We start from the raw sequence: 24,133 nt of genomic DNA on the forward strand, positions 1-24,133 counted from the left end.
CAGGTGGCTGCGGTCCTGCAGGCTTCGTGCACCATGTCACCTGAAGTCGTGTCACCTGAAGTCGTGTCACCTGAAGTCGTGTCACCCGAAGTCGTGTCCACTGAAGTCGTGCCACGGAAGACGTCGCGAGGAGAACCGCAACCATGAGTCGGTGGCAAGCCAGGACAACCGGCGGCGCTCGCGTCGCCATCGTCGGACGGCCAAACGTGGGGAAGTCCACCCTGGTCAACCGCATCGCCGGACGACGGGACGCCATCGTGCAGGAGAAGCCCGGAGTGACCCGGGACCGTTCGACCCACGCCGCGGAGTGGATCGGCCGCGACTTCACCCTGATCGACACCGGCGGGTGGACACCCGGCTGGGCGCCGGACCGGACCACGATGGACGAACTGGTCAGCCTCCAGGCCGAGATCGCGACGACCGAGGCCGACCTGGTCCTGTTCGTGGTCGACGCCACCGTCGGCATCACCTCCGAGGACGAGGCCGTCGCCAAGTGGCTGCGCACCTCCGGCATCCCGGTGATGCTCATCGCCAACAAGGCGGACACGCTCAGCGAGGTCGAGACGGCGTCGGTGCTCGGCGAGCTCTACGCGCTGGGCCTGGGTGACCCGACCACGATGTCGGCCCTCCACGGACACGGCTCGGGTGACCTGCTGGATGAGGTGGTGACGCGGCTGCGCGACAGCGGGGCGTTCGACCGTCCCCCGGAGACCGACGACGGGGTCCCCGGGATCGCGCTGATCGGTCGGCCCAACGTCGGCAAGTCGAGCCTGTTCAACCGGCTGGTCGGCCAGGACCGCGTGATCGTCGACGAGGTCCCTGGTACCACCCGCGACCCGATCGACACGCTGCTGGACGTCCAGCGCGACGACGGGGAGGTCCGCACATACCGCTTCATCGACACCGCCGGACTGCGCAAGAAGACGGCCAAGCTCGACTCGACGGAGTTCTACTCCACTGTCAGGACCCGCAAGACCCTGGAGCGGGCCTCGGTTGCCCTTCTGCTCCTCGACAGCGCCCAGAGCATCGGCGAGCAGGAGCAGCGGCTGGCTCGCGAGATCATCGACTCCGGCCGGGCTGTCGTGCTGGTCCAGAACAAGTGGGACTTGGTTGACACCGACCGACGGCTGGCCATCGCCAAGGAACGGGATCGGCTGCTGCAGTTCCTCGACTTCGCCCCGACGCGCCGCATCTCGGCGCTGACCGGACGGAGCGTCAGCAAGCTCTTCGGCGATATCGACCGAGTCCTCGACGCGTGGAACTTCCGCGTTCCGACCGGTCGTCTGAACCAGTGGCTGTCCGATGCGGTAGCCGCCACGCCGCCGCCGCTCGGCCGCAATCATCGACCGGTCAAGATCCGCTACGTGACCCAGGTCGACACCCAGCCGCCCCGGTTCAAGCTGTTCACCAACCAGCGCCTCGAGCCCGCGTACCTGCGCTACCTGGAGCGTCGGCTGCGCGAGCGGTTCGGGTTCGACGGCACCCCGTTGCGGCTGGACACCGCGATCCGGACCAACTGGGAGGACCGCGACCCGACCTGAGCGGTGAGGCCGGGCTGGGCTGGTTACTCGTCCACCGGTGCGGCGGGGTCGACCGGGCAGCCAGGTGTCCCGTTCCACAGCAGTCGTGGGACGCTGTCGTCGGCGGTCTCCGAGGCGGCCATGGTGACCCCGCCCTGCGTCTCGACCGGAGAGACGGCCGCAAGCGTCAGGACGAGCGGACGCCCGGGTGCGAATCCCTGGGTGAAGTACTGCTGGTAGCCCGCAGTGATGTCCAGCGTCACCGTTCCGGTGGTCTCGAACAGGGCGGTTGCCATCGGGGTCTGCGTGGCCCGCAGGTCGCCGTCGATCGCCTGGTTGTCGACCACACCGACCGGGTCGTCGATGGTTGAGGCATACACCCCGACCTCCGTCGCCGATGCCACCTCTACCGCCGTCAGATTCAGGTTCATCAAGGCCATGCACGCCGGGGCGCCGGGCGGGATCTCGAACGCGATGACGGCGGAGTCTGCCGGGTCGTCGGAGAGCACCAGCACGGGCTGATCGACGTCTGCCACGATGTCGTTGACGAAGAAGTCGGCAACCGGTGTGGCCGCCCCGTCGGTCACGGGACCGGTCGGAGGCTCGAGGGTCTCGGGCGCCAACTCGGCGTCCGGGATGTCGAGCGCGTCCTCGTCTTCCTCCGGCTCGTCTTCCGTCTCCGGCGCGAGGATCGAGCCACTCGCGTCGAACTCGATCATCTCACCAGCCGCCTCACCCAATCGGGGGAGTGCGTAGTTGACAACAGCCAGCAGGCCGATGATGGCCAGCGGCCAGCGCAGAATCGTCCAGACACGGGCAAAGGTCATGGGCAGTGATGCTAACCGGAGCCTGGCGCCGTCACCGTCACGTGCTGTCGACACCATGGACAGGGAAGTCGTCCGATCACGGGCGTGATCGTGAAGTCGACCCGGGCCCGCATGACCTTGGTGCACGCCGGGCATGGGGCGAACATCGGGACCGATTGCAGGGGAGGACGGTTTCGACTCATCACACGGGACCGTAGGGCCGGGGTGCGACACCGGCTTCACGGCGGTACGACGTGCCCGGCGGAGCGTTAGGCTCCGGGCGGTGAGCACCACCGCCACCACCGCCCCGGTCGGCAGCAGCGCCGCCGCGGAGTCCGAGCGCCGTGCCGACCTGGCGCGGATGAAGCAACGCGCCACCGGGCTTCTGGTGCTGGTCGCGGCGGCGTGGCTGATCTTGCTGATCACCACCGAGGACGTGGGTTGGGCCGGCTACGCCATCGCGGCCGCCGAGGCCGGCATGGTGGGTGGCCTGGCCGACTGGTTCGCCGTCACCGCGGTGTTCCGGCATCCGCTCGGGTTGCCGATCCCCCACACCGCGGTCGTCGCCGCCCGCAAGGACCAGTTCGGAGAGACCCTCGGTCAGTTCGTCCAGGAGAACTTCCTGGCACCGGAGGTCGTGGGGGAGCAGCTGCGGCGCGCGGACATCGCCCGGCGCCTGGGTGCGGTCCTCGTGGTGCCCGACACCGCGGAGACGGTGGCCGGGCACGTCGCCGAGTTCCTCGGCCGGGTTGCCCGCAACGCCCGGGACGACGACGCCATCAGCCTGATCGAGACCGAGGTCCGCAGGCGGCTCAACACCCTGGACGTCGCGCCCACGGTCGGACGGTTCCTGGAGGTGCTGACCGTCGGTGGTCACCATGAGGAGCTGCTGGACGAGCTGCTGGGGGTGCTGGACACCTTCCTGCTCGAGTCAGAGCCGGCGCTGCGAGACCGCTTCGTCGCCGACGCGCCGTGGTGGCTCCCCGAACCCATCGACGACGTGATCTTCCAGCGGCTCTTCACCGGTGTGCGCAACATCCTTGCTGGCGCCGCGACACCGGGGGAGGACGGCGACGGCGTCCGGGAGCAGATCCACGCCTCGGTCGACGACTTCGTCACCCGGCTGCGTTACGACCCGGTCTTGATCCAGCGAGCCGAGGAGCTGAAGCAGGATCTTCTGCAGAGCGAGCAGGTCAGGCAGTGGGTCTCTGCCGTCTGGGAGGAGATCAAGGGCCGGCTACAGGCCGAGGCGGCCCAGCCGGAGTCGGTGCTCCGTGCCCGGCTGACCAGCGGTGTCGTGTCCGCGGGGCAGCGGCTGGTGGACGACGACGCCACGGCCGACCGGGTCAACCAGCTGGCGGTCCAGGCGGCTCGGGCGGGTGCGGAGCAGTTCAAGGACGAACTGGCCGCCCTGGTCTCGGAGACCGTGTCCCGCTGGGACAGCGAGGAGACCAGCGACCGTCTGGAGCTGCTGCTCGGCCGTGACCTGCAGTTCATCCGGATCAACGGGACGGTCGTCGGCGCTGCCGCCGGCCTGGTGATCCACCTGGTGTCCCAACTCACGGGCTGAGAGACGCGGACGGCCGCCCGCTGATGGGGGCGGCCGAGTCGGGTCGCAGGTGCGACGATGTGGTCGGGACGAGAGGATTTGAACCTCCGATCTCTTGTCCCCCAGACAAGCGCCTTGCCAAACTAGGCCACGTCCCGGTGGGGACGGGAAAGCGTACCCATGCCAACTCCAGACCGCACACCGGGGACCCCGCCGACGGCGGGGCCGCCGGGCGAGCACTCCCCGCCGCACCCGCCGAGCCAGGGCCCTGGACCGGGGCCGGGGTACCCGCCGAGACAACACGGCTCCCCACCGGGACAGCAAGGCTCCCCACCGGGACAGCAGGGCTCCCCAGCATGGCAGCAAGGCTCTCCGCCGGGACGGCAAGGTTCCCCAACCGGGTATCAGGGCTCCCCACCGGGGTACGCAAGCTTCCCCGCGGGGCAGCAAGGTTCCCCAGCCGGGCCGTACGCGGGCCCCGTCGGCCCGGCGGGCCACCCCGGCTACGCCGACCATCCCGGCTACGCCGGCCATCCGGGCCCTCCCGCCTACCCTGCCGTCCAGCCCGCCCACTGGTCCGGCGCGCGCATGTTCTTCATCACCTTCGGGTTCGCCGTGCTCGCCGGCGTCGTGGTCGGCGCCGTCACGGGTGCCCTCGTCGGCGGTGGTCTCGGCGCACTCTTCGGCGCCGGGGTCAACGAGTTCGGTCAACTCGGGGCGCCGACCCCATCACCCACCGAATCGGTCGCGGTCGCGCTCGTCTTCGGCATCATGATCGGCGGGTTCGTGGGTTTCGGTCTGTCCCTGTTCTACGGCGCGATGGCCGCAGGACTGGCCACGGGCCTGCACACCCGCCTGTCAGCGGGCACGGCCGGCCTGATCGCGGCCGGCGTTCCCAGCCTGATCTTCGGTCTGTGGTCCCTCAGCGGCTTCGGCACCGACCCGATCCAGGCCGGCGTCACCGTCGCCGTCATCGGCATCACGATCATGTTCCTCCCGCTCTTCCTCGTCACGTTCAGCACGATCCGCCGGTCCCAGCGGGCCGCAGCTGGCATCCCTGGCTGACACCCGGCGTCCTACACTCGGCCGCCATGGTGCGACTGTTCGATGCCGGGTTGCAGGAGGACCAGCCCGTCGTCGTCCACGACAAGGTCTGGACCGTCGCGAACGGCATCACCTTCGTCCGGCTGCTCGGACTGCCGCTCTTCGTGTGGCTCATGCTCGGTCCGCAGGCCTACGGCATGGCCTTTCTCACCCTGGCCGTGGTCGGCGCAACCGACTGGGTCGATGGGTACGTCGCCCGACGGTTCGACCAGGTCACGCGGCTCGGCAAGCTGATCGACCCGCTCATCGACCGGGCACTCCTGGCGACCGCGGGCCTGACCCTGGCCGCCGTCGGGTTCCTGTCGTGGTGGATCATCGCGGCCATCCTGTTCCGGGATGTCCTGTTGCTCGGCGGCGCGCTCGTCGTCTTCGGCACGAACCCGGAGATCCCCGTCACCCGCCTCGGGAAGTTCGCGACCGCCAGCCTGCTGATCGGCGTCCCGGCCTTCCTCCTGGCGGGCATGGACTGGGGTGGCGCTGCCGCGTTCGGCGTCGTCGGGTGGGCCGCCACCGCCGTTGGGCTGGTCAGCTACTACGCTGCAGGGGCCCAGTATGCCAAGATCGCCCACGGCATGACCGGCCCCGACCAGCGCCAGCCCGACCAGCACCAGCCCGACCAGCACCAGCCCGACCAGCAGGAGACCCCGTGAACCCCGAAGACCTCGCCTACACCTCTGAACACGAGTGGCTGCGCATCGACGGCAACCGCATCACGGTCGGCATCACCGACTACGCCCAAGAGGCGCTGGGCGATGTCGTCTACGTGGACCTGCCCGCGACCGGGACCGAGGTCGAGGCCGGCCAGCCGTTCGGTGAGGTCGAGTCCACCAAGAGCGTGAGTGACCTCTTCGCGCCGGTCTCCGGCACGATCGTGGAGCGCAACAGCGCGCTCGAGTCCAGCCCCGAACTGGTCAACTCCGATCCGTACGGGGACGGCTGGATGGTGGTCCTCGAGGTCTCGGACGACGCCGAACCGGAGACGATGGGTGCCGCCGACTACACCGCGATGGTGGAGGACGCGTAGCCCGCTGAGGGCGAGAACCCACGGGCGCTGGGCCCGGGCAGGCTTCGCGCGCGCCATCACACCCCGCTGCTACGCTGCACCTCCAGCCGGGTTCTGGCCCGGACACCGCGCATGGGGCGCCGCCCCGACTGACCCTCCGGATCCTCGGTGAGACCGCAGATGTACTGCACCCAATGTGGCAACAAGAACCCCGACGGCGCGAAGTTCTGCGCCCAGTGCGGGTCTGCCCTGGGCGCATCGGCAGACGCCACCACCGGCATGCTGCCGACCAGCGTCGAGGACCTCACGCCCGACTCCGGCCCCCGGGTCGACGACGGCACGATCCGCCAGGAGCTCTCACCCGGCACCGCCCTGCTGATCAGCGTCCGCGGGCCGAACGTCGGGGCACGGTTCCTGCTTGACAAGGCCGTGGTCACGGTCGGCCGTCACCCCGACTCGGACATCTTCCTCGATGACATCACCGTCTCGCGTCGCCATGCCGAGTTTCGTCGGACCGAGACGACCTTCGCCGTGGTGGATGCCGGCTCGCTCAACGGGACCTACATCAACGGCTCCCGGTCGGACGAGAAGGCGCTGGCCCACGGCGACAACGTCCAGGTCGGCAAGTTCCGCCTGCAGGCCGTGATCCCCGCACCCGCCGACGACGCACCACAACCGGACCGGGCGTAGCGCGACGATGCCACCGAGCAGCGTGCGAGGAACAGCCGACGGGCCGCAGGGGTTCACGATCGGTGAGGTCCTGAACCAGCTCAAGGAGGACTTCGAGGACATCACGATCTCGAAGATCAGATTCCTCGAGTCCGAAGGGCTGATCTACCCGGACCGAACCGAGTCGGGATACCGGATCTTCTCCGAGGACGATGTCGACCGGCTCCGGTTCATCCTGACCGCCCAGCGCGACCACTACTTGCCACTCAAGGTCATCCGCGAACAGCTGGACCGCCTGGATGCCGGGGAGGGGCTGGCAACCGGTCCTGGCCCGGCACCGCCGCCCGCGCTGGTGTCCGGGACGGCAGAGGACGACGAGGAGCTGACGCCGACGCAGGTCGCCCTGCAGATGGCGAAGGCGGTCGAGAGCGCCGCTGCTGGCACCGACGCCGCGGTGCTGGATGCCCCCACGGCGGCCGTCGAGCTGACGCTGCGCGAGTACTGCGAGGCGACGGGGCTCGACTCGGCCCAGGTCCGGGCGCTCCGCGAGTACGCCATCGTCGGTGATCCCGACGACGAGACCGCCCCCTTCGATGCCGACGACCTCCTGACCGGCCGCGCTGCACGTGAGTTGTTGGCCCTCGGCCTCGAACCACGCCACCTCCGCATGTACCGCCAGTTCGTCGACCGAGAGGTGGCGCTGTTCGAGCAGTTGGCCACACCGCTGCTCCGACAACGCAACCCCGAGGCCCGCCGCCAAGCGGGGCGGCAGCTGGAGAAGCTGTCCGGGCTGACCTCACGCCTCAAGCGATCCCTGCTGTCCCGCGAGCTGCGCCGCTACGTCCGCGGCGCGTGACACCCGCTCACACGAGGTCGGCCCGAACGAGGTCGCCGATCCGGGTCGCACGTGTGGCCGCCGCCCTGGTGGCGCTCACGGTGCTGGCCGTGCTCACGGGCTCAGGAAGCATGGCTGCCGCCCAGGAGGGCGCAACGCTCGAGGCGACCACCACGCCATCGCCGTCCGCGGGATCTGCGACACCCACCGACGTCGATCCGAACGCACCAGCGGCCGTACCCCCGCTGCCGACCGACGCTCCCCTGCAGTCCGGCCTCACCCCGGAGCAGGTGGCCGCCGCCACGATCCCGGGGCCACGACCGGACCCACCGACCGTCACGGCCACCGGAGCGGTACTCTTCGACCCGGCTGACGGCGTGCTGCTGGCCGCCGTCGATCCCCGGACCGCCCTCCCGATGGCCTCGACCACGAAGATCATGACGGTCATGCTGGCGCTCGAGGCACTGGAGACCGGTCAGGTCGGCCCCGAGGTGACGGTCTCAACGGCCGCCGCCGCCACCGGTCAGCTCCCCGGCGTCGCCACGCTCGGACTTCGGGAAGGCGATGTCGTACCGCTGCTCGACCTGTTGGCTGCCGATCTGCTGCAGAGCGGCAACGACGGTGCCGTCGCCATCGCCGAACACGTCGCCGGGAGCGAGACCGGGTTCGTGGCGATGATGAACGCCCGAGCCGCCTCGCTGGGACTCGAGGACACCGGCTTCGTCGACGCCTCCGGTCTCTCCGACGATCCCGCCCACCGCGCAACACCGCTGGACCTGGCGCTCCTCGGTCAGGAGGCCATGACCCATCCGTCGTTCGCGGCGTGGGCCGGCTCGGCGTCGCTCGACGTGCCTCCCTTCGGTGTCCTGGAGAACCGCAACGAGCTGCTGACCCTGTACGAGGGGACCACGGGGATCAAGACCGGGTTCACCAGCCGTGCCGGGCTGACCCTGGTCGCCAGCGCCGAGCGTGAGGGACGGACGCTCTACGCCGTGGTCCTCGGCAGCGAGGATCGGGTCAGCGACACGATTGCCCTCTTCGACCACGGCTTCGGTGACTACACACGGCCGATCGGGGCCGCGCCCGACCAGCCGGTTGGCGTGTACCGCACCGGCGCCGGGGACGTGTCGCTGTCGGTCGCGGAGCCCCTGACCCGCACCGTCGGGACCGGCGCGACACTCGAGACGCTGATCCGGCTGGCACCGGACGTGACGCCACCCATCGCGGCGGGCACCCCGCTCGGCGAGATCGTCCTGCTCGTCGAGGGTGAGGAGACCGAACGCCTGCCGTTGCTCGCTGACCAGGACCTTGCCGATTCGGCGCAGGGGAGCCCGAACCAGGTCGGGGGCCCGAGCACGGTCGGGCTGGCCGTTGCCGACGCCCTCCGGGCATTCGCGCGCCTGCCCGAGCGGCGGGCTGCGGTTGGTGCAGCGCCCCCGTAGAGTGAGGTCACGATGATCGAGCTGGAATTGGTCGGGGTCAGGGTAGAACTACCGCAGAACCAGCCGATCGTCCTGCTCAAGGAGACGACGGGGGAGCGGTTCCTGCCGATCTGGATCGGTGCGGTGGAGGCGACGTCGATCGCCTTCGCCCTTCAGGGGGTGGAGACCGCACGCCCCATGACCCACGACCTGATCATCGACGTCCTGGGTGCCCTCACCGTGACCGTGGAGCGGGTGGTCGTGACAGAACTGCGGGATGGGACCTTCTACGCCGAGATCATCATGACCGGCCCGACCGGGGAGACCGTGGTGTCCTCCCGGCCCTCCGACGCCATCGCCGTGGCCGTGCGTGCCGGAGTCCCCGTCTTCGCCGACGAGGACGTCCTGGACGAGGCGAGCATCCTGATCGATGACGCCGACGAGTCCGAGACCGAGGTCGAGAAGTTCAAGGAGTTCCTGGACACCGTGACGCCCGAGGACTTCGCCCCGTAGGCGGGTCCGACGACGCCGAGGCTTGACGGCGGGGCAGGACAGCCCGTACCGTCAGCTGACCACACACATGTAGTTCTCCGAAGGCGGTTCTGGACGGACAATGGCAGCGAACCGGTACACCCGCAACATCCCGCTTCCGGGCATCAGTGACGGCCGTTCGGGCTATCGCGGGCCGGCGGTGGCCAAGATCGTCGGGATCTCCTACCGGCAGCTGGACCACTGGACGTCAACCGGGCTGGTCGTGCCCAGCGTCCGTGATGCCGAGGGGTCCGGCTCGCAGCGGCTGTACGCCTTCGAGGACATCGTCCGCCTCAAGGTGATCAAGCGGCTCCGCGATGCCGGTGTGAGCCTGCAGCGGATCCGCAAGGCACTCGACGAGGTGGTCCAGCGAGGACTGTCTCTCGAGGAGCTGATGTTGGCCTCCGACTCCGCCGGCAACGTCATCGCCGTCGACGACCAGCAGCAGGCCATGGACCTGCTGATGAGTGGTCAGGGCGTCTTCTTCATCAGCATCGACCCGGTCAGCGAGGAGGTCAGCCGCGAGGTCGCCGCCATCACACCCGAACGAGCCGAGCCGGCCGTGATCATGCCGCTGAACCGGGACCAGGCGATCTAGACCAGCGCAGCCGGATCTAGTCGGGCAGGGCCTGCCGCGGGCCGGTCTCCTCGATCATCAGCACCGACTCAGTGCGGGTGATCCCCGGCATCGTGCGCAACTCGTCGACCAGCAGCCGGCGCAGCTCGTCCACCGAGGCCACGCGGGCCATGATGAAGCCGTCGTAGGCACCCATCGTCAGCCCCCAGTGCTCCACGCTGCTCATCGAGTCCAACTGCGCCCGCAGGGTGTCCAGCTGTGAGTGGTCCACACCGAACAGGACCAGCGCCGCAACGGGCAGGCCGACCTTGGCTGAGTTGATCCGCGCGGTGTAGCCCCCGATGACCCCCCGGTCATGCAGCTTGGTGATCCGGCCGTGCACGTTGGTCCGGGAGACGTGGACACGGTCCGCCAACTCAGTCAGCGTGATCCGGCCGTCATCCCGCAGCGTGCGCAGGATCCCCATGTCGACATCATCCATTCGGCAACCTTACCGAACCAGCTTCCCCGGGTTGGCGGCCTGGCAGATCGGTCGACCACCTCCAGCCCTGGACCGGTCAGGATGCCTGGGGCGGCCCACACTGCGGGCCGGTGGAGGTCTCGGTCACGGTGTCACCCGAGGGGATCGGTGCCTGGCTCTCGACGGGAGTCGGGCGTCCCTCGCGAATCTGGCCCGGCGACCAGGACACCGGGATCCGCTCCGCGTCCGGGTCGCCCAATGTCACGGTCAGCACGCCGGTCTGCTGGGTGGCCGGCGTCCGCGCGTAGAAGGCGAAGTTCCCCAGCCCGTAGGCCACCACGGTGCCATCGATGCTCACCACGCCCTGCAGCACGTGGGCGTGATGTCCCGCGATGACGTCGGCACCCGCCGCTGAGAGCGCCCGCGCGAGGATCTCCTGGTTCGCGTCGGGGCACACGTGCCGTTCTCGACCCCAGTGGATGGTCACCACGACGTGTTCGGCCTGACGGGCCGCCTGCCGCACTGCCTCGATGGCGAGGTCGAGGTCGTACGCCGAGGCCAGACCGGGACCGTCCTCCGAGGCAGCCCAGTCGATCCGCGGCATGACGCGGGTCAGGCCGACGACGGCGACCGTGCGGCCGCCGATGTCGAGGACCAGCGGCGCGTAGGCCTCAGCGGCGTCCTCGCCGTACCCCACGACCTGCAGGCCCGCTGACTCGGCGATCAGGACGGTCTCACGTGCCCCCTCGTAGCCGTAGTCCAGACCGTGGTTGTTGGCCATGCTCACCACGTCGACACCGGACTCGGCCAACGTGGTCGCCAGCGCCGGCGGGGCCTGGAAGACGAACAGCTTGTCGTCCGGTGATCCGGCCGACCCCACGGGGGTCTCCAGATTGGCGATCGTGATGTCGGTGTCGCTCAGGCGGGGTGCGAAGGCGTCGAAGGGGTTCTCACCGGTCGCGAGGGCATCAGCGATCGGCGGCTCGCCGTGTACGTCACCGACGAACGACACCGTGACCGGCGGTGCGTTCGACGGGGTTCCCTCAAACGTCGGGGCCGGCAGTGGCTGCAGTGTCGCCAACGGGTCGACGGCTGGTGCGAGCGCGAAGTCGGGGATGGTCGGGGCCGGCCGCGCCCCGGTCGCCACGTCCACGTCGTCCGTCGAGGCCTGCTGGAGGAGCACCGCGATCAGCAGCAGCGCGGCAACGCTCGCCAAGGCCAGCAGCCCCTCGGTCCGTCGTCTGCTCACCACGGCATTGTGCAGCGTCGGTCCGGTGGTCGCCGACAGGCGCCTCCAGGGAGCGCGAGTCCGCGGACGGCAGTCGACGGACGGGCTACTAGCATGCGGACCACATGAGTGAAGCCATCGGCGATCTGCCGGTCCAGGTCGTCCGCCTGGACCCCGAACTGGCACTGCCGACCTACGCCCGACCCGGCGACGCCGGCCTGGATCTGCGAGCACGGGAGGACGCGGTGATCCGACCGCTGGGTCGTGTCCTGATGCCGACCGGTGTGGCACTGGCGATCCCCGTCGGCTACGTCGGCCTGGTGCACCCGCGGTCGGGGCTCGCCGTCAGGCAGGGCCTGTCGGTGACCAACGCGCCAGGAACCATCGACGCCGGATACCGGGGCGAGGTCATGGTGCCCCTGCTCAACACCGATCCGCAGACACCGATCACCATCCACCGCGGGGACCGGATCGCCCAACTCGTCGTGCAACAGGTCGCACAGGTGCGCCTGATCGAGGTGGCGGAGTTGGACGCTACAGATCGCGGAGCGGGTGGCTTCGGCTCCTCCGGCTGATCCGTTCCGGCCATCGTGCGCCGGTTGCACGCCAGATCGCGTTGAGGCAGACTTCGTCCCCTGCGCGGATGTAGCTCAGCTGGCTAGAGCATCTCGTTGCCAACGAGAAGGTCGCCGGTTCGAATCCGGTCATCCGCTCTGGACCTGCTCGCCTCCCCCGTGGAGGGAACGAGGAGATCCCAACCCCCGGCAGAGCCCCCGACGTCTTCGGGGGTTCTTCTGGTTGTGGGCCGGGCCGTGACCGGCGTGACGCCGTCAGCGCTGGTGCTTGCGAGGCCCCTTCGAGCGGGCGCCCTTGCTGCGGTGACGGTGCTTCGGACGACTCTGCTTCGAACGGCTTTGCTTTGGGCCGCCCTGCTTGGGCCGACCCTGCTTGGGGCGACCCTGGTCGGAGCCACTCTCCGTGGCTGGTGGGGAGAACGAGCCGTCGACGGTCGGGGAGATGGACAGTGACCGGCGAAGCGAGCCTGCGTCGTCCTCCATGTCGCTCGGCACCACGGCGACGACGGTGCCGTCGGCCCCGGCGCGGCCGGTTCGCCCCGATCGGTGGGTGTAGTCCTCCGCCGTCGCCGGCAGGTCGTAGTGGATGACCACGTTCACATCATCGACGTGGATGCCCCGAGCAGCGATGTCGGTGGCGACCAGCACCTTGACCTCACCGGTGGCGAATCGCGCCAGGGCTCGCTGCCGCTGGTTCTGTGACCGGTCGCCGTGGATGGCTGCCGCGCTGTGGCCGGCTTTGCCCAACTGGCGCGCCAGGCGATCGGCGCCGCGCTTGGTCCGGGTGAAGACGATGGCGGAGTTGTGGCGGTCCAGCACCTTCTCGGTGGTGGACCGGCGGAGCTGTCGGTCCACCACGTGCCAGGTGTGCGTCACGGTCCCCTTGGCCACCGGCGTGTGGTCGACGTCGACGCGCACCGGGTCGCGCTGATAGCGCCGCTCCAACGCGCCCGTCGTGTCGTCCAGGGTCGCAGAGAAGAGCAGCAGTTGACCGGCCCTGCATGCCGTTGCGTCCAGTAGGCGGGTCACGTCCGGGATGAAGCCCATGTCAGCCATCCGGTCGGCCTCGTCCAGCACGGCCAGCGAGACGTGGGACAGGTCCAGATCGCCGCGCTGCAGCAGGTCGAGCGACCGGCCGGGACAGCCGACGACGATGTCGATGCCGCGTCCCAGGGCCGATGTGTCCTTGGTGATCGACGTGCCGCCGATCAGGGTGCGGACCCTGAGATCGTTGTGGTGGGTCAGCGGTCGCAGGACCTCGGTGATCTGCAGTGCGAGCTCACGGGTCGGGGCAAGCACCAGCCCGACGGGGTGTCCGTCACCGCGCTGCATCTGCGACAGCGGCAGCGCGAAGGCCAGGGTCTTGCCGGAACCGGTCGGGGCTCGTCCGCAGACGTCCCGGCCGGCGAGCCCGGCGGCGACCGTATCGGCCTGGATCGGTCGGGGCGTGTTGATGCCGGAGCGACGAAGCGTGCGTGCGATCGAGGCGTCGACGCCGAGGTCGGCGAATGTTGGAGTTGTCACAGGTGAGTCCTTCGAGTGTGCGCAGGAGGTCGCGGAGGCCGGTTCGGCCGAGCGCCCGGGGCACGTGGCGTGCGTCGAGGTGTCTGCGCGGGGAGGGGCCGGGCCCTTCGCGTCGAAGGTCTGGCCCGCGAGGCCGGATCGGCGTCGCGAGCTCTCCATGATGCCGCGCCGCGGCCGCTCTGCTGCCTGTATCAAACGGGCGGCTGGCGCGCTGCGACAGATTCCACTACCGTAACTTGACCAACTTCAGCAACTCTAGCCACATCAGCCACCTCAGTAACAGACCTTTCGCCGATTCAGGAGCCACGGTCATGACCGCAGTTGCGTGCACTCGTCCCCACCTGCCACCGCGCGTCTGGCGCTCCGGCAGCGGCGCGGGACTGATCGTCGGCCTTGCTCTGGGGGCACTGCTCATCGTCCCGTCGACGGCGCAGGCGTACGAGGTCGAGTCCGGCGACACGCTGTCCGAGATCGCCGCGCGCAACGGGGTCTCGACCCGGGCGCTGGCCAGCGCCAACGGGATCGACGATCAGGACATCATCAGGAGCGGACAGCAGCTGACGATCCCGGGTGCGACGGGAGGCTCCGTCGCGGGTGGTGGCCAGCACACGGTCCAGGCCGGTGAGACGCTCTCGCAGATCGCGGCGCAGCACGGCGTCAGCACTCGTTCCCTGGCCGCCGCCAACGGCATCACCGACCCTGATCTGGTCCGCAGCGGCAGTACCATCAGCCTTGATGGCGCGGCAGTCGCGCCGTCGTCGGGCGGATCGGGCTCGAGTTGGTCGTCGTCCAATGCACCGTCCAGTGGCACCGCCCGCCAGTTGATCTCCGAGGCCGCGGCCCGCCACGGCTGGGACCCTGCCATCCCGCTCGGGCTGGCCATGCAGGAGTCCGGGTGGAACAACTCCGTCGTCTCCTCCGCCGGCGCCCGAGGGATCATGCAGGTCATGCCCGCGACGGGGGAGTGGGTCGGCCGCGTTCTGCTCGATCGGCCCATCGACCTGGGCGACCCCTCCGACAACACCGCGGCCGGGGTGGCCTACCTCGATCACCTGTACAACCGCTTCGACCGGGACCTCGAGCGCACCTTGGCCGCCTACTTCGAGGGGCAGGGCAACGTCCAGCGCCGCGGGCCGTCGGAGGCCGGGCTGCGGTACGCCGCCAACGTGATCGCTCTGGCCGAGCGCTACCGCTGAGCACTGCACCACGCGGTGGGCGGACGGCCATCGTCGTCGTCCTCCTCACCGCGCTGCTGACCGGTTGCACCGACGAGGCGGTCCCGTCGAGTGGCGGGCCGGACGCCGAGGTGCTCGGTGAGACGCTGGTGGAGGTATTGGGAGGCCTGGTCGCCGAGCAGGAGGCGGCCGGCGTGGCGGAGGGACCGCTCGGACGTGCGGTGGAGACGTGCCCGATCCTGGACCAGGAGGCGCTGGACGGTCTCGGCATGGTGTTGGGGGTCGAGCCAGGGACCGTGCAGGTGCTCTCCGCCCAGATCACCACCCCCTCGGCCAGTCCTGGCGTCACGTGCGCGTTGCGCGTCTCCGATGCATCCGCCGGGGCGGTCGTGGTCGGCGCCGTGCCCACCGACCAGAGCCTGGAGGAGGTCGTCGCCGAGCTCGAGGCCGCCGACTTCAACCTGGCCGGTGAGGGCGGCGCGGACGGACTGCCTGACAGCGAGGTCGTGCTGCTCGACTCCACCCGCTTCGACGCCAGCCGAGCCGTCTGGAGCCGACCGGGACTGGCCGTCAGCGTCACCGGCAACACCGACGTGGTGGCCGACGGTCAACTGCTGACCCTGCTGGCCAGTGCTGTTGAGGAGGTGCAGCGCATCCTCAGGTGAGGTGCACACGTCACCGACCTGTGGATAGCCGGGCACAGTCTCCGGGCCCATGCGGTTCCATGGGGCGATGCCTACCTACCGTTCCCACCCGCCACCTCCCCGGCTGCTCGGCCAGATACAGCGGGAGGTCCACCACAGCTTGGCGTCGGGGCGGGCACTGACGACATCGGCGATCCGGCACCACCTGGCACCGGTGCTGGAAGGAGACCTGCCGGCCACACCGTGGCTCGAGGTGCTGCTGGCGGAAGACGTGATGGTTCAGCAGGTCGGGCGGGCCGCCTGGGTCCACGTCGGCGCGGTGCTCGACGGGAGGGTGTTCACCTGTCACCTGGAGGGTGGCGCAACCGCGGACGCCTCACAGCAGGTGCGCGATCTGGACGACCTGGCTGCGATACGCCGTCGCTACTCCGGCTGGGGGCGGATACCGCTCCGGTTCGCGCGCGCGACGGGGTGGTTGGACGACACCGGCCGCCTGTGGTCGCCGACGGCTCTGCCGACTGGTCCGACCGCACTGGTCGCCACCGTCGAGGGTGTGGTTCTCGGCAGCGCGGAGATCGACCTGGCCGCCGACCGCCACCTGGGTCGCGCGCTACGACGGTTCGCCGCAGAGAGCCCGGCGATCCGTGGCAGGCAAGACGGCGGGACGGAGGCCGGCGGCCCGACGAATGCTGGCCCGACGGATGGCGGCCCGACGGACCGGATGGCGGTTCTGTGCCGGGTCCTCGCGGCCGATCATCGCCTGGCTGTGACGCCCACACGTCCGCTCAGTGAGTGGCCGCTGCAGGTACCGTCTCGTGCGGCATGACCGACACCCACGCGAGGGCGCTGCGACGTCGCGGCGAGCCGCTGCCCGACGCGCTGATCGACCCGCATCCACAGCGGGTGGCCGCCCTCGGGCAGGAGGACGCGACTCTGCAGGCCCACCGGGCCGCGGTGCGGGATGGGCTGGACGGATATCTCGATCCGTCGACCGGACTGTTCTGCTTCACGGCCGTCTACCACTGGGACAAGGGGAGCTGCTGCGAGCTGGGATGTCGGCACTGCCCCTGGCTGGACTCAGACGCCCGCCTCCGCCAGACGCACATGCACCAGGACTTCGATGACGATTAAGGTGTTCGCATGATCTTCCCCGCACGTGAACTGTCCGTTCGGCTGGCGCTGTGTCTGGCGCTCGCGCTACTGGCTGGTCTCATCGCGACCGCGCCGGCGGCCGCAGTCGAGGACGTCACGACCAACCGGCTCGAAGGGCCCGAACGGACCGCGACCGCCGCCGAGATCGCGCGTGCGGCGTTCCCGGACGGCACGACCCGGGCGGTTCTGGCCACCTCCGTCGAGGCCCCCGACGCCCTCACCGCCAGCGCCCTGGCCGGTGCCACGGATGCCGCCATGCTGCTGCTGCAGCCCGACCGCGTCCCCGGCCCAACGGCCGACGCGCTGCGGGACCTCGGTGTGGTGTCGGTGACCATCGTCGGGGGACCGATCTCGATCAACGAGGACGTCGCGACCGAGTTGGCGGAGGACTACGACGTGCGCCGGATCTTCGGCGAGGACCAGTACGAGACCGCGGCCGCCGTCGCCACGGAGGCGCTGACGGAGTCGAACCTTCCGGTCATCGACGGCCAGCGCACGGTGATCCTGGCCAGTGGCGAGAACTTCCCCGACGCCCTGGCCGGCAGTGCGGCGGCTGTCGCCGGCCCTGTCCCGGTGCTGTACGCCGAGACCGACACGCTCACGGATAGCACCCGTGACTTCCTGGACGCCCAACCGGTTGAGCAGGTGGTCATCCTCGGCGGCCCGGTGGCCGTGGCGCAGTCCGTTCAGGACGAGCTGGAGGATCGGGAGTTGAGCGTCGTCCGGCTCGGCGGCGGCGATCGTGTCGAGACGGCGGCGATCGTCGCGGAGTGGACCTCGGAGAACTTCTCCTTCCAGCAGGAGACCGTGCTGTTGGCCCGGGGCGATGACTTCCCCGACGCGCTGACGGCGGGACAACTGGCCGGCCGCTTCGGACGGCCGCTGGTGCTCTCCGCCACACCACGCATCCTGCCGCCTGTGGCGGAGCAGTACTTCGCCGACGGCTGCGAGACGATCGAGGTTGTGACGGCCATCGGTGGGATCAACGCCGTCGCCGACGACATCCTCAGCGTTGCCGAGGTCGCGGCGGAGCAGTGCAGAATCGGTGGTGGCACACCGGTGGACGGACAGTACGTGGCCACCCCGGCGGAGCTGCAGACCGAGACACTCGTCGTCGACTCCATCGTCTTCAGCCAGCTGGGATCCACGACCAGCTTCGACGCGATCATGCTCCCGTGTGCATCGGTGACCACCTCCTCCACGGGCACCACGTTGGCGCTGGACGACGAGGGTGAGGTCCGGGGCTACGGCTCGACCCAGACCTCGTCGAGTCTCATCACCGGCATCAACGGTGCCGACGTCGACAACGTGGCCTTCACCCAGGGGGTCGAACCTGAGGACGGTGAGTTGTCCGTCGAGGTCTCGGCGTTCGACGACGACTGTGCCGTGGTGATGCTGATTCCCGCTCAGGACAGCGAGACCATCCCGGTCGACGACGAGGGCGCGCCGACCACGGACTTCGGCGTCTCGTTCGTGACCTTCGGCTCACCGCCGGACCCCGGCCGAGGCCCGGATCAGGTCTACACCATGGAGCCGACGGAGCCACGTGTCGTTGCGCCCGGCACGGCGACGGAGGTCGTCGTCACCGGCCGCTTCGACGGTGAGGACATCACCGCCGACCTGGACCTGGTGTTCTTTCCCTGCGAGTCGAGCAGCGTGCTGACGAGCGACGTCGACCGGTTCGACGACGACGACCGTGACCGCGGAGCCGACGGCTTCGGGGAGAGCGACACCGGCAACGTCATGGCCACCGCGGTGAACGGCCAGGCGATCGACCCCGACACCGTCGTGGGGAACCTGCAGTTGGATGCTGAGGGGCAGATCCGCATCACGCTGGAGAGCGACGCTGCCGACTGCGCGACGATCACGGTGATCGACGGCAACGGCAACGGGAAGTTCGACATCACCGCCGACGGTGTGCCCATAGAGGAGTACGGCGTCACGCAGGTGCGCTTCGAGACGTAGCGCCCTCAGGCTCGGACGGTGACCACGGTGGTCATCAGACCGGTGGCGCCGTTCGGGAAGGGCGGCTGGCGTTCATCCGTCTGCACCTCTCCGGTCGTGCTGGTCGCGCGGACCGTGACTCGGTAGTTGCCGGGCTCTGACACCGACCACGGGAAGCGCCACTGCCGCCAGGTGTTGTCGTTCAGCTCCTCGGCGAGCTCGGCGGGTTCCCACTCACCGTCGTCGATGCGGATCTCGACGGCCTCGATGCCGTGCGGCTGGTGCCAGGCAACACCCGCCACCATCACATCCCCCGCCTGGATCGACTGCGCCGGCCGGGGAACGTCGATCCGGGACTGCAGCTTGATCGGCGCCTCACGATCCCAGCCGCGCTCCACCCAGTACTGATCGAAGGCCTCGAAGGTCGTCAGCTCGATCTCACGGATCCACTTGGTGGCCGAGACATACCCGTACAGGCCGGGAACGACCACTCGGGCGGGGAACCCGTGGGCGGCTGACAGCGGCTCACCGTTGAACAGCAGCGCGAGCATGGCCGGACGGCCGTCATCCAAGGTGTCCACCGGGAAGCCCGTGGAGAAGTCACCGTCGTCACGGCCCACCAACTGGTCGGCGCCGTCCTGGACGCCCGCCTCCTCCAGCAGGTTGGTCAGCGGAACCCCGGTCCATCGACCGCTCGACACCAGCGAGCCGCCCACCTCGTTGGAGACACACGTCATGGTGATGTCCGCCTCGATCAGGTCGTCGCGGCGCAGGAGCTCCTCGTAGCCGAACTCGAGTTCGTTGTCGACCATGCCGTGGATGCGCAGGCTCCACTCGTCCGGGTCGATCTGCGGCGTCGCCAGCTCGATGTCGATGCGATAGAAGTCCTCGTCGGCGGTCTGGAACGCCTCGAGGCCCTCGATGTCGAAGCTGACGTCGTCCGGCAACGGCGGCAGGGGATCATCCACCACGCCGAGCGGCCGCGTCGCGGTCTCGGTGGTGGTGTCGGCACCGCTACTGCCGGTCCCCGACCCGATCTGGCTGGCGATCGCATCACGGCTCTCGTCGATCGCGCCCTGCCGCGCGTTGATCAAGGCCCGGCCGGTGCCGACGGCTGCCGCAGATGCCGCAACCAGGCCACCGGACAGCGCCAGGAACGACCGGCGGCCGGAGCTACCGGCGTCCGATGTTCCCTCGGTCTCGGATGCAGCCGTGCTCTCTCGGGGCGCCGTTCGGAGCAGCAGGGTGATGACGGGGATGCCGACGGCGACGGTGATGACGCTCGGCACGCTGGAGGCCAGGCCATCCTGCACCGTGGAGGCCGCCACGCCGACGACGCCGAACGCCACGATCCCGGACCAGGCGATGGCGATGCGCTTGCGCCCGAGGACGCCAAGGACTGCGCCGAAGATCAGGGTGATGATCAACGTCCCCATGATCAGCGCCAGCTTGTCTGCCGTACCGAAGACGTCGATGGCGAACTGCTTGACCGGCTGAGGCGTGTAGAAGATGAAGCGGTCCCCGACGGCTTGGACGGGGGAGTACCAGGAACGGACCAGGCCCGCGGCCAACTCGCCGATCGAGAGCGAGGCGATGGTGGCGAGCAGGCCGGCGAGAGCGGCGTAGCGGCGTGTAGTGGTCATGTCACCTGTTGTTCGTTGCGGAGGATGCCGACGATTGGTCGTCTCCTGGCGGTGGGCGCGTCAGCTGCGCTTCAGCGGCAGGGTCCATCGGCGGGGCTGTTACCGTGAGGCTTCCCGATCGACAGGGTTCTTATCGGCAGCTCGGCGGCCGGCCTTACCCGGTGGCGCGACGTCGTGGTGACCTCACGCGGCTGGACCGACTGGAGGAGGCAGGTCAGCAGCTCTGGGGGAAGCCCTGGCTCGCGTCGACGTCGTCGACCAGCCAATCCTGGCCCGCTGCCGGGATCAGCGTCCAGCGCAACTCCCAGCGGGAGCAGGTCTGGCCATCCGGGCCGAGCTCGGCGCTCTGGTTCGACTGGAAGCGGATGATCACACGGCGTCGGGGGCCATCCTCGGTGACCTGGAGCAGCCGGGCGTCGCTGATCGTGCTGGTCGAATTGCCGTCGGCGAATCGGGTGAAGGTCACGCGGTCGCGCAGGGCCGGCGAGTACAGGTCGAAGGCGTCGGCGTACGCACCCTCGTTGATGCCGGCCCCCCAGCGTCCGAGCACGGAGGCCAACGCCGGAGCGTCGGGGTGGTCGGCCGTGATGTCCACCGGTAGACCAGCGGGCGGCGGAGGGTCCGGGGGTGGCGGATTCGGGGTCGCGGGTGGCGTCGTCGGTGCCGGCGAGGTTGGTTCATCGGGCGGCGTCGGTGTCGACGGGGGTGTGGACGTCGCGGTTGGCCCGCTGTCCGGGGCGGACGTCTGTGCCGCGGACGACGGGGTTCCCGTGGGCGCGGGTCCTCCAGCGGGTGCGATGGCTTGTTCGAGCTCTGAGTTGTCCTGCCGGTCGAGGGCCAGGTACACCCCGCCGCCGGCCAGCGCCGCCAGGAGCAGCAACGACACCACGACCGTGCCCCACCCAGGAACCCTCGAACGCTTCACCGGAGCCGGCGTGCCGGACTCGTAGGCGTAGGACGGGTAGGGGTCCGGCGACCCGCTCGGCGTCGTCTGTCCGCGGGGGTCGGGGGTCATGGGCGTGACCGGCGGTGGGTTGGCGACGACCGGCGTCGTCGGGGTCGTCGGGGTCACCGTGAGGGGCGCCTGGTCCGGCGACGTCACGACCGGCGGGATGGCCACCGGCGGGAGCGCCAGGGTCCGCTCCTGCTCGGTGCCCTGGTCAGAACCCTTGGGCAGCACCATCGGCACGTCGCCGGCACCAACCGTGCGACGTGCGGCCTGGAGGTCCTGGCCGAGGCGGACGACGGAGGGCGTTCGCTGCTCCGGCGACCTGGCCAGTCCCCGCGCCACGGCTGTCGCCACCGGCCCGGGAACGCCGAACTGCTCAAGGCTCGGTGCGTCGTCGCGCATCATCCGGGCGACCACCTGGGTGAAGGACTGGTCGTCCGGCCGGACGAACGGTGCGTGACCGACGACGAGGGCGAACGTGGTCGCGGCCAGCGCGAAGACATCCGTCAACTCATCGGGACGACCACCATCCAGGAGTTCGGGCGGGGAGTAGGCGACCGTGCCCGTTATCTTGCCGGTGGCCGTCATCGTCGACACGTCGCCACTCGTCACGCTGGCGATCCCGAAGTCGCCCAGGACGGGCGCGCCGAACTCATCCACCATGATGTTGTCCGGCTTCACGTCGCGGTGGATGATGCCCGCCCGGTGTGCGGTCCCCAGGGCGCCGGCGATCTTGATCGCGATGGCGGTCGCCTCATCCCACGACAGCGGTCCCTCGGTCGCCAGCCGTTGTCCCAGGGAGCCACCGGTCATGTACGCCATCACCAGATACGGATGTCCGCCCTCGGTCAGCCCGGTCTGGTGCAGGGTCACGATGTGTGGATGGGTGGAGAGCTGTCCCGTGGTGGTCGTCTCCGTCTCGAACCGGCGGCGGGCGACGGAGTCCAACTGGGTGGCATCGACGCTCAACACCTTGATGGCCACGTCACGGCCGAAGCCCTGTTGCGGTGACCGGTACACAACACCGAACCCACCCCGCCCGATCGGGGTCAGGTCGTCAAAGCCTGGGATTCGATGTGGGGTGGCCATGCCGCGACAACCCTACGGCCGCTCGACTTCGGAGGTGGCGCACACCTGGTGCAGGGTGTGCAATCGTCAGCGACGGCGGACAGCTGAGCCAACGTTACCACACGCCAACTCGTCTCCGTGCGTCTCCACGATGTTGTGGACAGCTCCGTGGGGTTCTCCACACGCTTGCCCCATGGCCTCCCCAGCGGGGCCTGGGGCAGACGTACGGTCCACGACCATGAACGTTGCACAGGCCCTTCGCCGACTTCATCTGCAGGCACGTCATGAGCCTGACGAGGCGACGCTCCTGGCGCTGCTCGTCGACCTCCTCAGCCAACTGGACCCCCAGGAGTGCCGAGCCGTCATCCGCCACTCGTACTGGCGGCTGCCCGAGATTCCGACGGGCATCCTGGAGGAGGCAACCGGTGGCGCGGACGCCCTGCTGGCGGCCGCCGGCCGAGGACCGATCGAGGGGGAGTGCTCTCGCTGTGGACAGCCGCTTCGGGCCCTGACGCGCGACCAGCACCCCCCGCCCGTGTGTCGGCCATGCACCGCCGTCCCGAGCACCGACCAGGGACGACGTCGAGAGCCTGTCGTCCGGGCGCCACCGACCGCCTGGGAGTACGAGCCCCCTCCGGTCCCGCATCGCTCCAGCGAGGTGACCGTGCTGCTGGCTGACCGGCGCCGGTGGGCGGAGGACTACCCCGACAACGTCGTGGCGTAGGTGTGATGGAGGCCTGCAGCGCGCCCGACGTGGCGGTGGCCCTACCCTGGATGCCGTGGATCGGGAGTTGATCGTGCTCGGAACAGCCAGTCAGGCACCAACCCGAGAGCGCAACCACAACGGGTATCTGCTGCGGTGGGGATCGGACGCCGTGCTGGTCGACGCCGGCGAGGGGACGCAGCGCCAGATGGTCTACGCAGGCGTCAAGTCGAGCAGCATCAGCCACATCTGCCTCACCCACCGACATGGCGACCACACCCTCGGACTGCCCGGTGTCCTTCAACGAATGGTGCTCGACCAGCGTCGCGACCCGGTCACGGTGATCTACCCCGACGAGGCAGAGCGTCACGTCGCGGCCCTGCTGAGCGTCGCCGATGTGGGGGACGCGGTTGAGGTCATCCGACGTCCGCTTCCCACCTCCGAGTCGTCCCGTGTGCCGATGGCCACCGGGTCGACGATCGTTGCCGTGCCCCTGGACCACCGCGTCCCCACGTTGGGGTACCGCATCCAGGACGAGGATCAGCAGCGGTTGGACGCCGACGGTCTGCGGGCCCGAGGGTTGTCAGGGCCACCGGTCGGCGAGCTCGTCCGGACGGGGCAGGTCACCGTCAACGGGGAACGCGTCCATCTCCGTGAGGTCAGCGTGACCCGTCCCGGCCGCTCGGCGGCAGTGGTCATGGACACCAAGCTGTGCCCGGGAATCGCTGAGCTGGTCGCTGATGTGGACCTGGCGGTGGTGGAGGCCACCTATCTCCAGCAGGACGAGGAACTCGCCGAGGCCTACGGCCATCTCACCGCCGAGCAGGCGGCTCGAGCGGCGGCCACGGCTGGGGCGCGGCGCCTGGTCCTGACCCACTTCTCACAGCGCTACCCCGATCTCCGCTGCTTCGCCGACGAGGCTGCGCCGCACCACCCGGACGTGGTCATCGCCCGTGACCTCGACCGTGTCCTGGTACCGACTCGGGCCGACCGGCAGCCAGGGGCGGATCACGAGCCAGCTCAACCTCTGGTTCCCAGCGTCGACAGGTAACC

24 protein-coding genes and 2 tRNA genes are annotated in these 24,133 nt (G+C 69.6%); 19 read left to right on the forward strand and 7 right to left on the reverse strand.

Features of this window, described 5'->3' with window-relative positions; all coding sequences use genetic code 11:
- Positions 1 to 143: 143 nt before the first annotated feature.
- Positions 144 to 1,541: a ribosome biogenesis GTPase Der gene (gene der, locus C1746_RS17525; RefSeq protein ID WP_116716049.1), complete on the forward strand. Its 1,398-nt coding sequence runs from the start codon at positions 144 to 146 to the stop codon at positions 1,539 to 1,541.
- Positions 1,542 to 1,564: 23 nt separating this feature from the next.
- Here der and C1746_RS17530 read toward each other — a convergent pair whose 3' ends face one another.
- Complete coding sequence (locus C1746_RS17530; protein ID WP_116716050.1) at positions 1,565 to 2,347, reverse strand: hypothetical protein; 783 nt, start codon at positions 2,345 to 2,347, stop codon at positions 1,565 to 1,567.
- 262 nt (positions 2,348 to 2,609) lie between these two features.
- On the opposite strand from C1746_RS17530, the gene C1746_RS17535 reads away from it, so the two are divergent.
- Complete coding sequence (locus C1746_RS17535) at positions 2,610 to 3,896, forward strand: DUF445 domain-containing protein (RefSeq protein ID WP_162867893.1); 1,287 nt, start codon at positions 2,610 to 2,612, stop codon at positions 3,894 to 3,896.
- 60 nt (positions 3,897 to 3,956) lie between these two features.
- Here C1746_RS17535 and C1746_RS17540 read toward each other — a convergent pair.
- Positions 3,957 to 4,033, reverse strand: a tRNA-Pro gene (locus C1746_RS17540).
- 430 nt (positions 4,034 to 4,463) lie between these two features.
- On the opposite strand from C1746_RS17540, the gene C1746_RS22180 reads away from it, so the two are divergent.
- The 8 genes from C1746_RS22180 (at position 4,464) to C1746_RS17575 (ending at position 10,036) form a co-directional block, all read left to right on the forward strand.
- Positions 4,464 to 4,940 (forward strand): hypothetical protein, encoded by a 477-nt coding sequence (locus C1746_RS22180; protein WP_162867894.1) that lies wholly within the window; start codon positions 4,464 to 4,466, stop codon positions 4,938 to 4,940.
- Positions 4,941 to 4,966: 26 nt separating this feature from the next.
- Positions 4,967 to 5,629, forward strand: a complete 663-nt coding sequence (locus C1746_RS22185; RefSeq protein ID WP_162867895.1) for a CDP-alcohol phosphatidyltransferase family protein — start codon at positions 4,967 to 4,969, stop codon at positions 5,627 to 5,629.
- Positions 5,626 to 6,003, forward strand: a complete 378-nt coding sequence (gene gcvH, locus C1746_RS17550; protein WP_116716053.1) for a glycine cleavage system protein GcvH — start codon at positions 5,626 to 5,628, stop codon at positions 6,001 to 6,003. The genes C1746_RS22185 and gcvH overlap by 4 nt, the downstream gene beginning before the upstream one ends.
- 147 nt (positions 6,004 to 6,150) lie before the next feature.
- Complete coding sequence (locus C1746_RS23020) at positions 6,151 to 6,672, forward strand: FHA domain-containing protein (protein WP_205711967.1); 522 nt, start codon at positions 6,151 to 6,153, stop codon at positions 6,670 to 6,672.
- Positions 6,673 to 6,679: 7 nt separating this feature from the next.
- The gene (gene ftsR / locus C1746_RS23025; protein ID WP_116716055.1) at positions 6,680 to 7,507 is read left to right on the forward strand and encodes a transcriptional regulator FtsR; all 828 of its coding nucleotides are present in this window, start codon (positions 6,680 to 6,682) and stop codon (positions 7,505 to 7,507) included.
- A gap of 53 nt (positions 7,508 to 7,560) precedes the next feature.
- Positions 7,561 to 8,928, forward strand: coding sequence for a D-alanyl-D-alanine carboxypeptidase family protein (locus C1746_RS17565; protein ID WP_116716056.1), 1,368 nt, complete (start codon positions 7,561 to 7,563; stop codon positions 8,926 to 8,928).
- A 12-nt stretch (positions 8,929 to 8,940) separates the two neighbouring features.
- Complete coding sequence (locus C1746_RS17570; protein ID WP_116716057.1) at positions 8,941 to 9,420, forward strand: bifunctional nuclease family protein; 480 nt, start codon at positions 8,941 to 8,943, stop codon at positions 9,418 to 9,420.
- 100 nt (positions 9,421 to 9,520) lie between these two features.
- Positions 9,521 to 10,036 (forward strand): MerR family transcriptional regulator, encoded by a 516-nt coding sequence (locus tag C1746_RS17575; protein WP_116716058.1) that lies wholly within the window; start codon positions 9,521 to 9,523, stop codon positions 10,034 to 10,036.
- A 16-nt stretch (positions 10,037 to 10,052) separates the two neighbouring features.
- Here C1746_RS17575 and C1746_RS17580 read toward each other — a convergent pair whose 3' ends face one another.
- Complete coding sequence (locus C1746_RS17580) at positions 10,053 to 10,496, reverse strand: Lrp/AsnC family transcriptional regulator (protein WP_116716059.1); 444 nt, start codon at positions 10,494 to 10,496, stop codon at positions 10,053 to 10,055.
- 76 nt (positions 10,497 to 10,572) lie between these two features.
- Positions 10,573 to 11,724, reverse strand: a complete 1,152-nt coding sequence (locus C1746_RS17585; protein ID WP_162867896.1) for a CapA family protein — start codon at positions 11,722 to 11,724, stop codon at positions 10,573 to 10,575.
- Positions 11,725 to 11,828: 104 nt separating this feature from the next.
- Between C1746_RS17585 and dut the strand changes: the two genes are divergently transcribed.
- Complete coding sequence (gene dut / locus C1746_RS17590) at positions 11,829 to 12,278, forward strand: dUTP diphosphatase (protein ID WP_116716222.1); 450 nt, start codon at positions 11,829 to 11,831, stop codon at positions 12,276 to 12,278.
- A gap of 64 nt (positions 12,279 to 12,342) precedes the next feature.
- A tRNA-Gly gene (locus C1746_RS17595) sits at positions 12,343 to 12,416 on the forward strand.
- A gap of 117 nt (positions 12,417 to 12,533) precedes the next feature.
- Here C1746_RS17595 and C1746_RS17600 read toward each other — a convergent pair.
- Positions 12,534 to 13,802: a DEAD/DEAH box helicase gene (locus tag C1746_RS17600; protein WP_162867897.1), complete on the reverse strand. Its 1,269-nt coding sequence runs from the start codon at positions 13,800 to 13,802 to the stop codon at positions 12,534 to 12,536.
- A 311-nt stretch (positions 13,803 to 14,113) separates the two neighbouring features.
- Between C1746_RS17600 and C1746_RS17605 the strand changes: the two genes are divergently transcribed.
- From C1746_RS17605 to C1746_RS17625, 5 genes are all read left to right on the forward strand, one after another.
- Positions 14,114 to 14,998 (forward strand): lytic transglycosylase, encoded by an 885-nt coding sequence (locus tag C1746_RS17605; protein WP_116716062.1) that lies wholly within the window; start codon positions 14,114 to 14,116, stop codon positions 14,996 to 14,998.
- Positions 14,999 to 15,108: 110 nt separating this feature from the next.
- Positions 15,109 to 15,642 (forward strand): hypothetical protein, encoded by a 534-nt coding sequence (locus C1746_RS17610; RefSeq protein WP_116716063.1) that lies wholly within the window; start codon positions 15,109 to 15,111, stop codon positions 15,640 to 15,642.
- 67 nt (positions 15,643 to 15,709) lie between these two features.
- Positions 15,710 to 16,447, forward strand: a complete 738-nt coding sequence (locus tag C1746_RS17615) for a hypothetical protein (RefSeq protein WP_162867898.1) — start codon at positions 15,710 to 15,712, stop codon at positions 16,445 to 16,447.
- Positions 16,444 to 16,752, forward strand: coding sequence for a C1orf53 family protein (locus C1746_RS17620; protein WP_116716065.1), 309 nt, complete (start codon positions 16,444 to 16,446; stop codon positions 16,750 to 16,752). Before C1746_RS17615 ends, C1746_RS17620 begins: the two co-directional genes overlap by 4 nt.
- Before the next feature lie 9 nt (positions 16,753 to 16,761).
- Positions 16,762 to 18,738: a cell wall-binding repeat-containing protein gene (locus C1746_RS17625; RefSeq protein ID WP_116716066.1), complete on the forward strand. Its 1,977-nt coding sequence runs from the start codon at positions 16,762 to 16,764 to the stop codon at positions 18,736 to 18,738.
- 5 nt (positions 18,739 to 18,743) lie between these two features.
- Here C1746_RS17625 and C1746_RS17630 read toward each other — a convergent pair whose 3' ends face one another.
- On the reverse strand, positions 18,744 to 20,360 hold the full coding sequence (locus tag C1746_RS17630) for a molybdopterin-dependent oxidoreductase (RefSeq protein WP_116716067.1): 1,617 nt from the start codon (positions 20,358 to 20,360) through the stop codon (positions 18,744 to 18,746).
- Positions 20,361 to 20,574: 214 nt separating this feature from the next.
- Entirely contained in the window at positions 20,575 to 22,398 is a 1,824-nt protein-coding gene (locus C1746_RS17635) for a serine/threonine-protein kinase (protein ID WP_116716068.1), read from the reverse strand.
- A gap of 217 nt (positions 22,399 to 22,615) precedes the next feature.
- Between C1746_RS17635 and C1746_RS17640 the strand changes: the two genes are divergently transcribed.
- Entirely contained in the window at positions 22,616 to 23,101 is a 486-nt protein-coding gene (locus tag C1746_RS17640; RefSeq protein WP_116716069.1) for a hypothetical protein, read from the forward strand.
- Between the two features lie 55 nt (positions 23,102 to 23,156).
- Positions 23,157 to 24,131: an MBL fold metallo-hydrolase gene (locus tag C1746_RS17645; protein WP_116716070.1), complete on the forward strand. Its 975-nt coding sequence runs from the start codon at positions 23,157 to 23,159 to the stop codon at positions 24,129 to 24,131.
- Positions 24,132 to 24,133 lie beyond the last annotated feature (2 nt).

Source organism: Euzebya tangerina (assembly GCF_003074135.1).
Classification (GTDB): Bacteria; Actinomycetota; Nitriliruptoria; order Euzebyales; family Euzebyaceae; genus Euzebya; species Euzebya tangerina.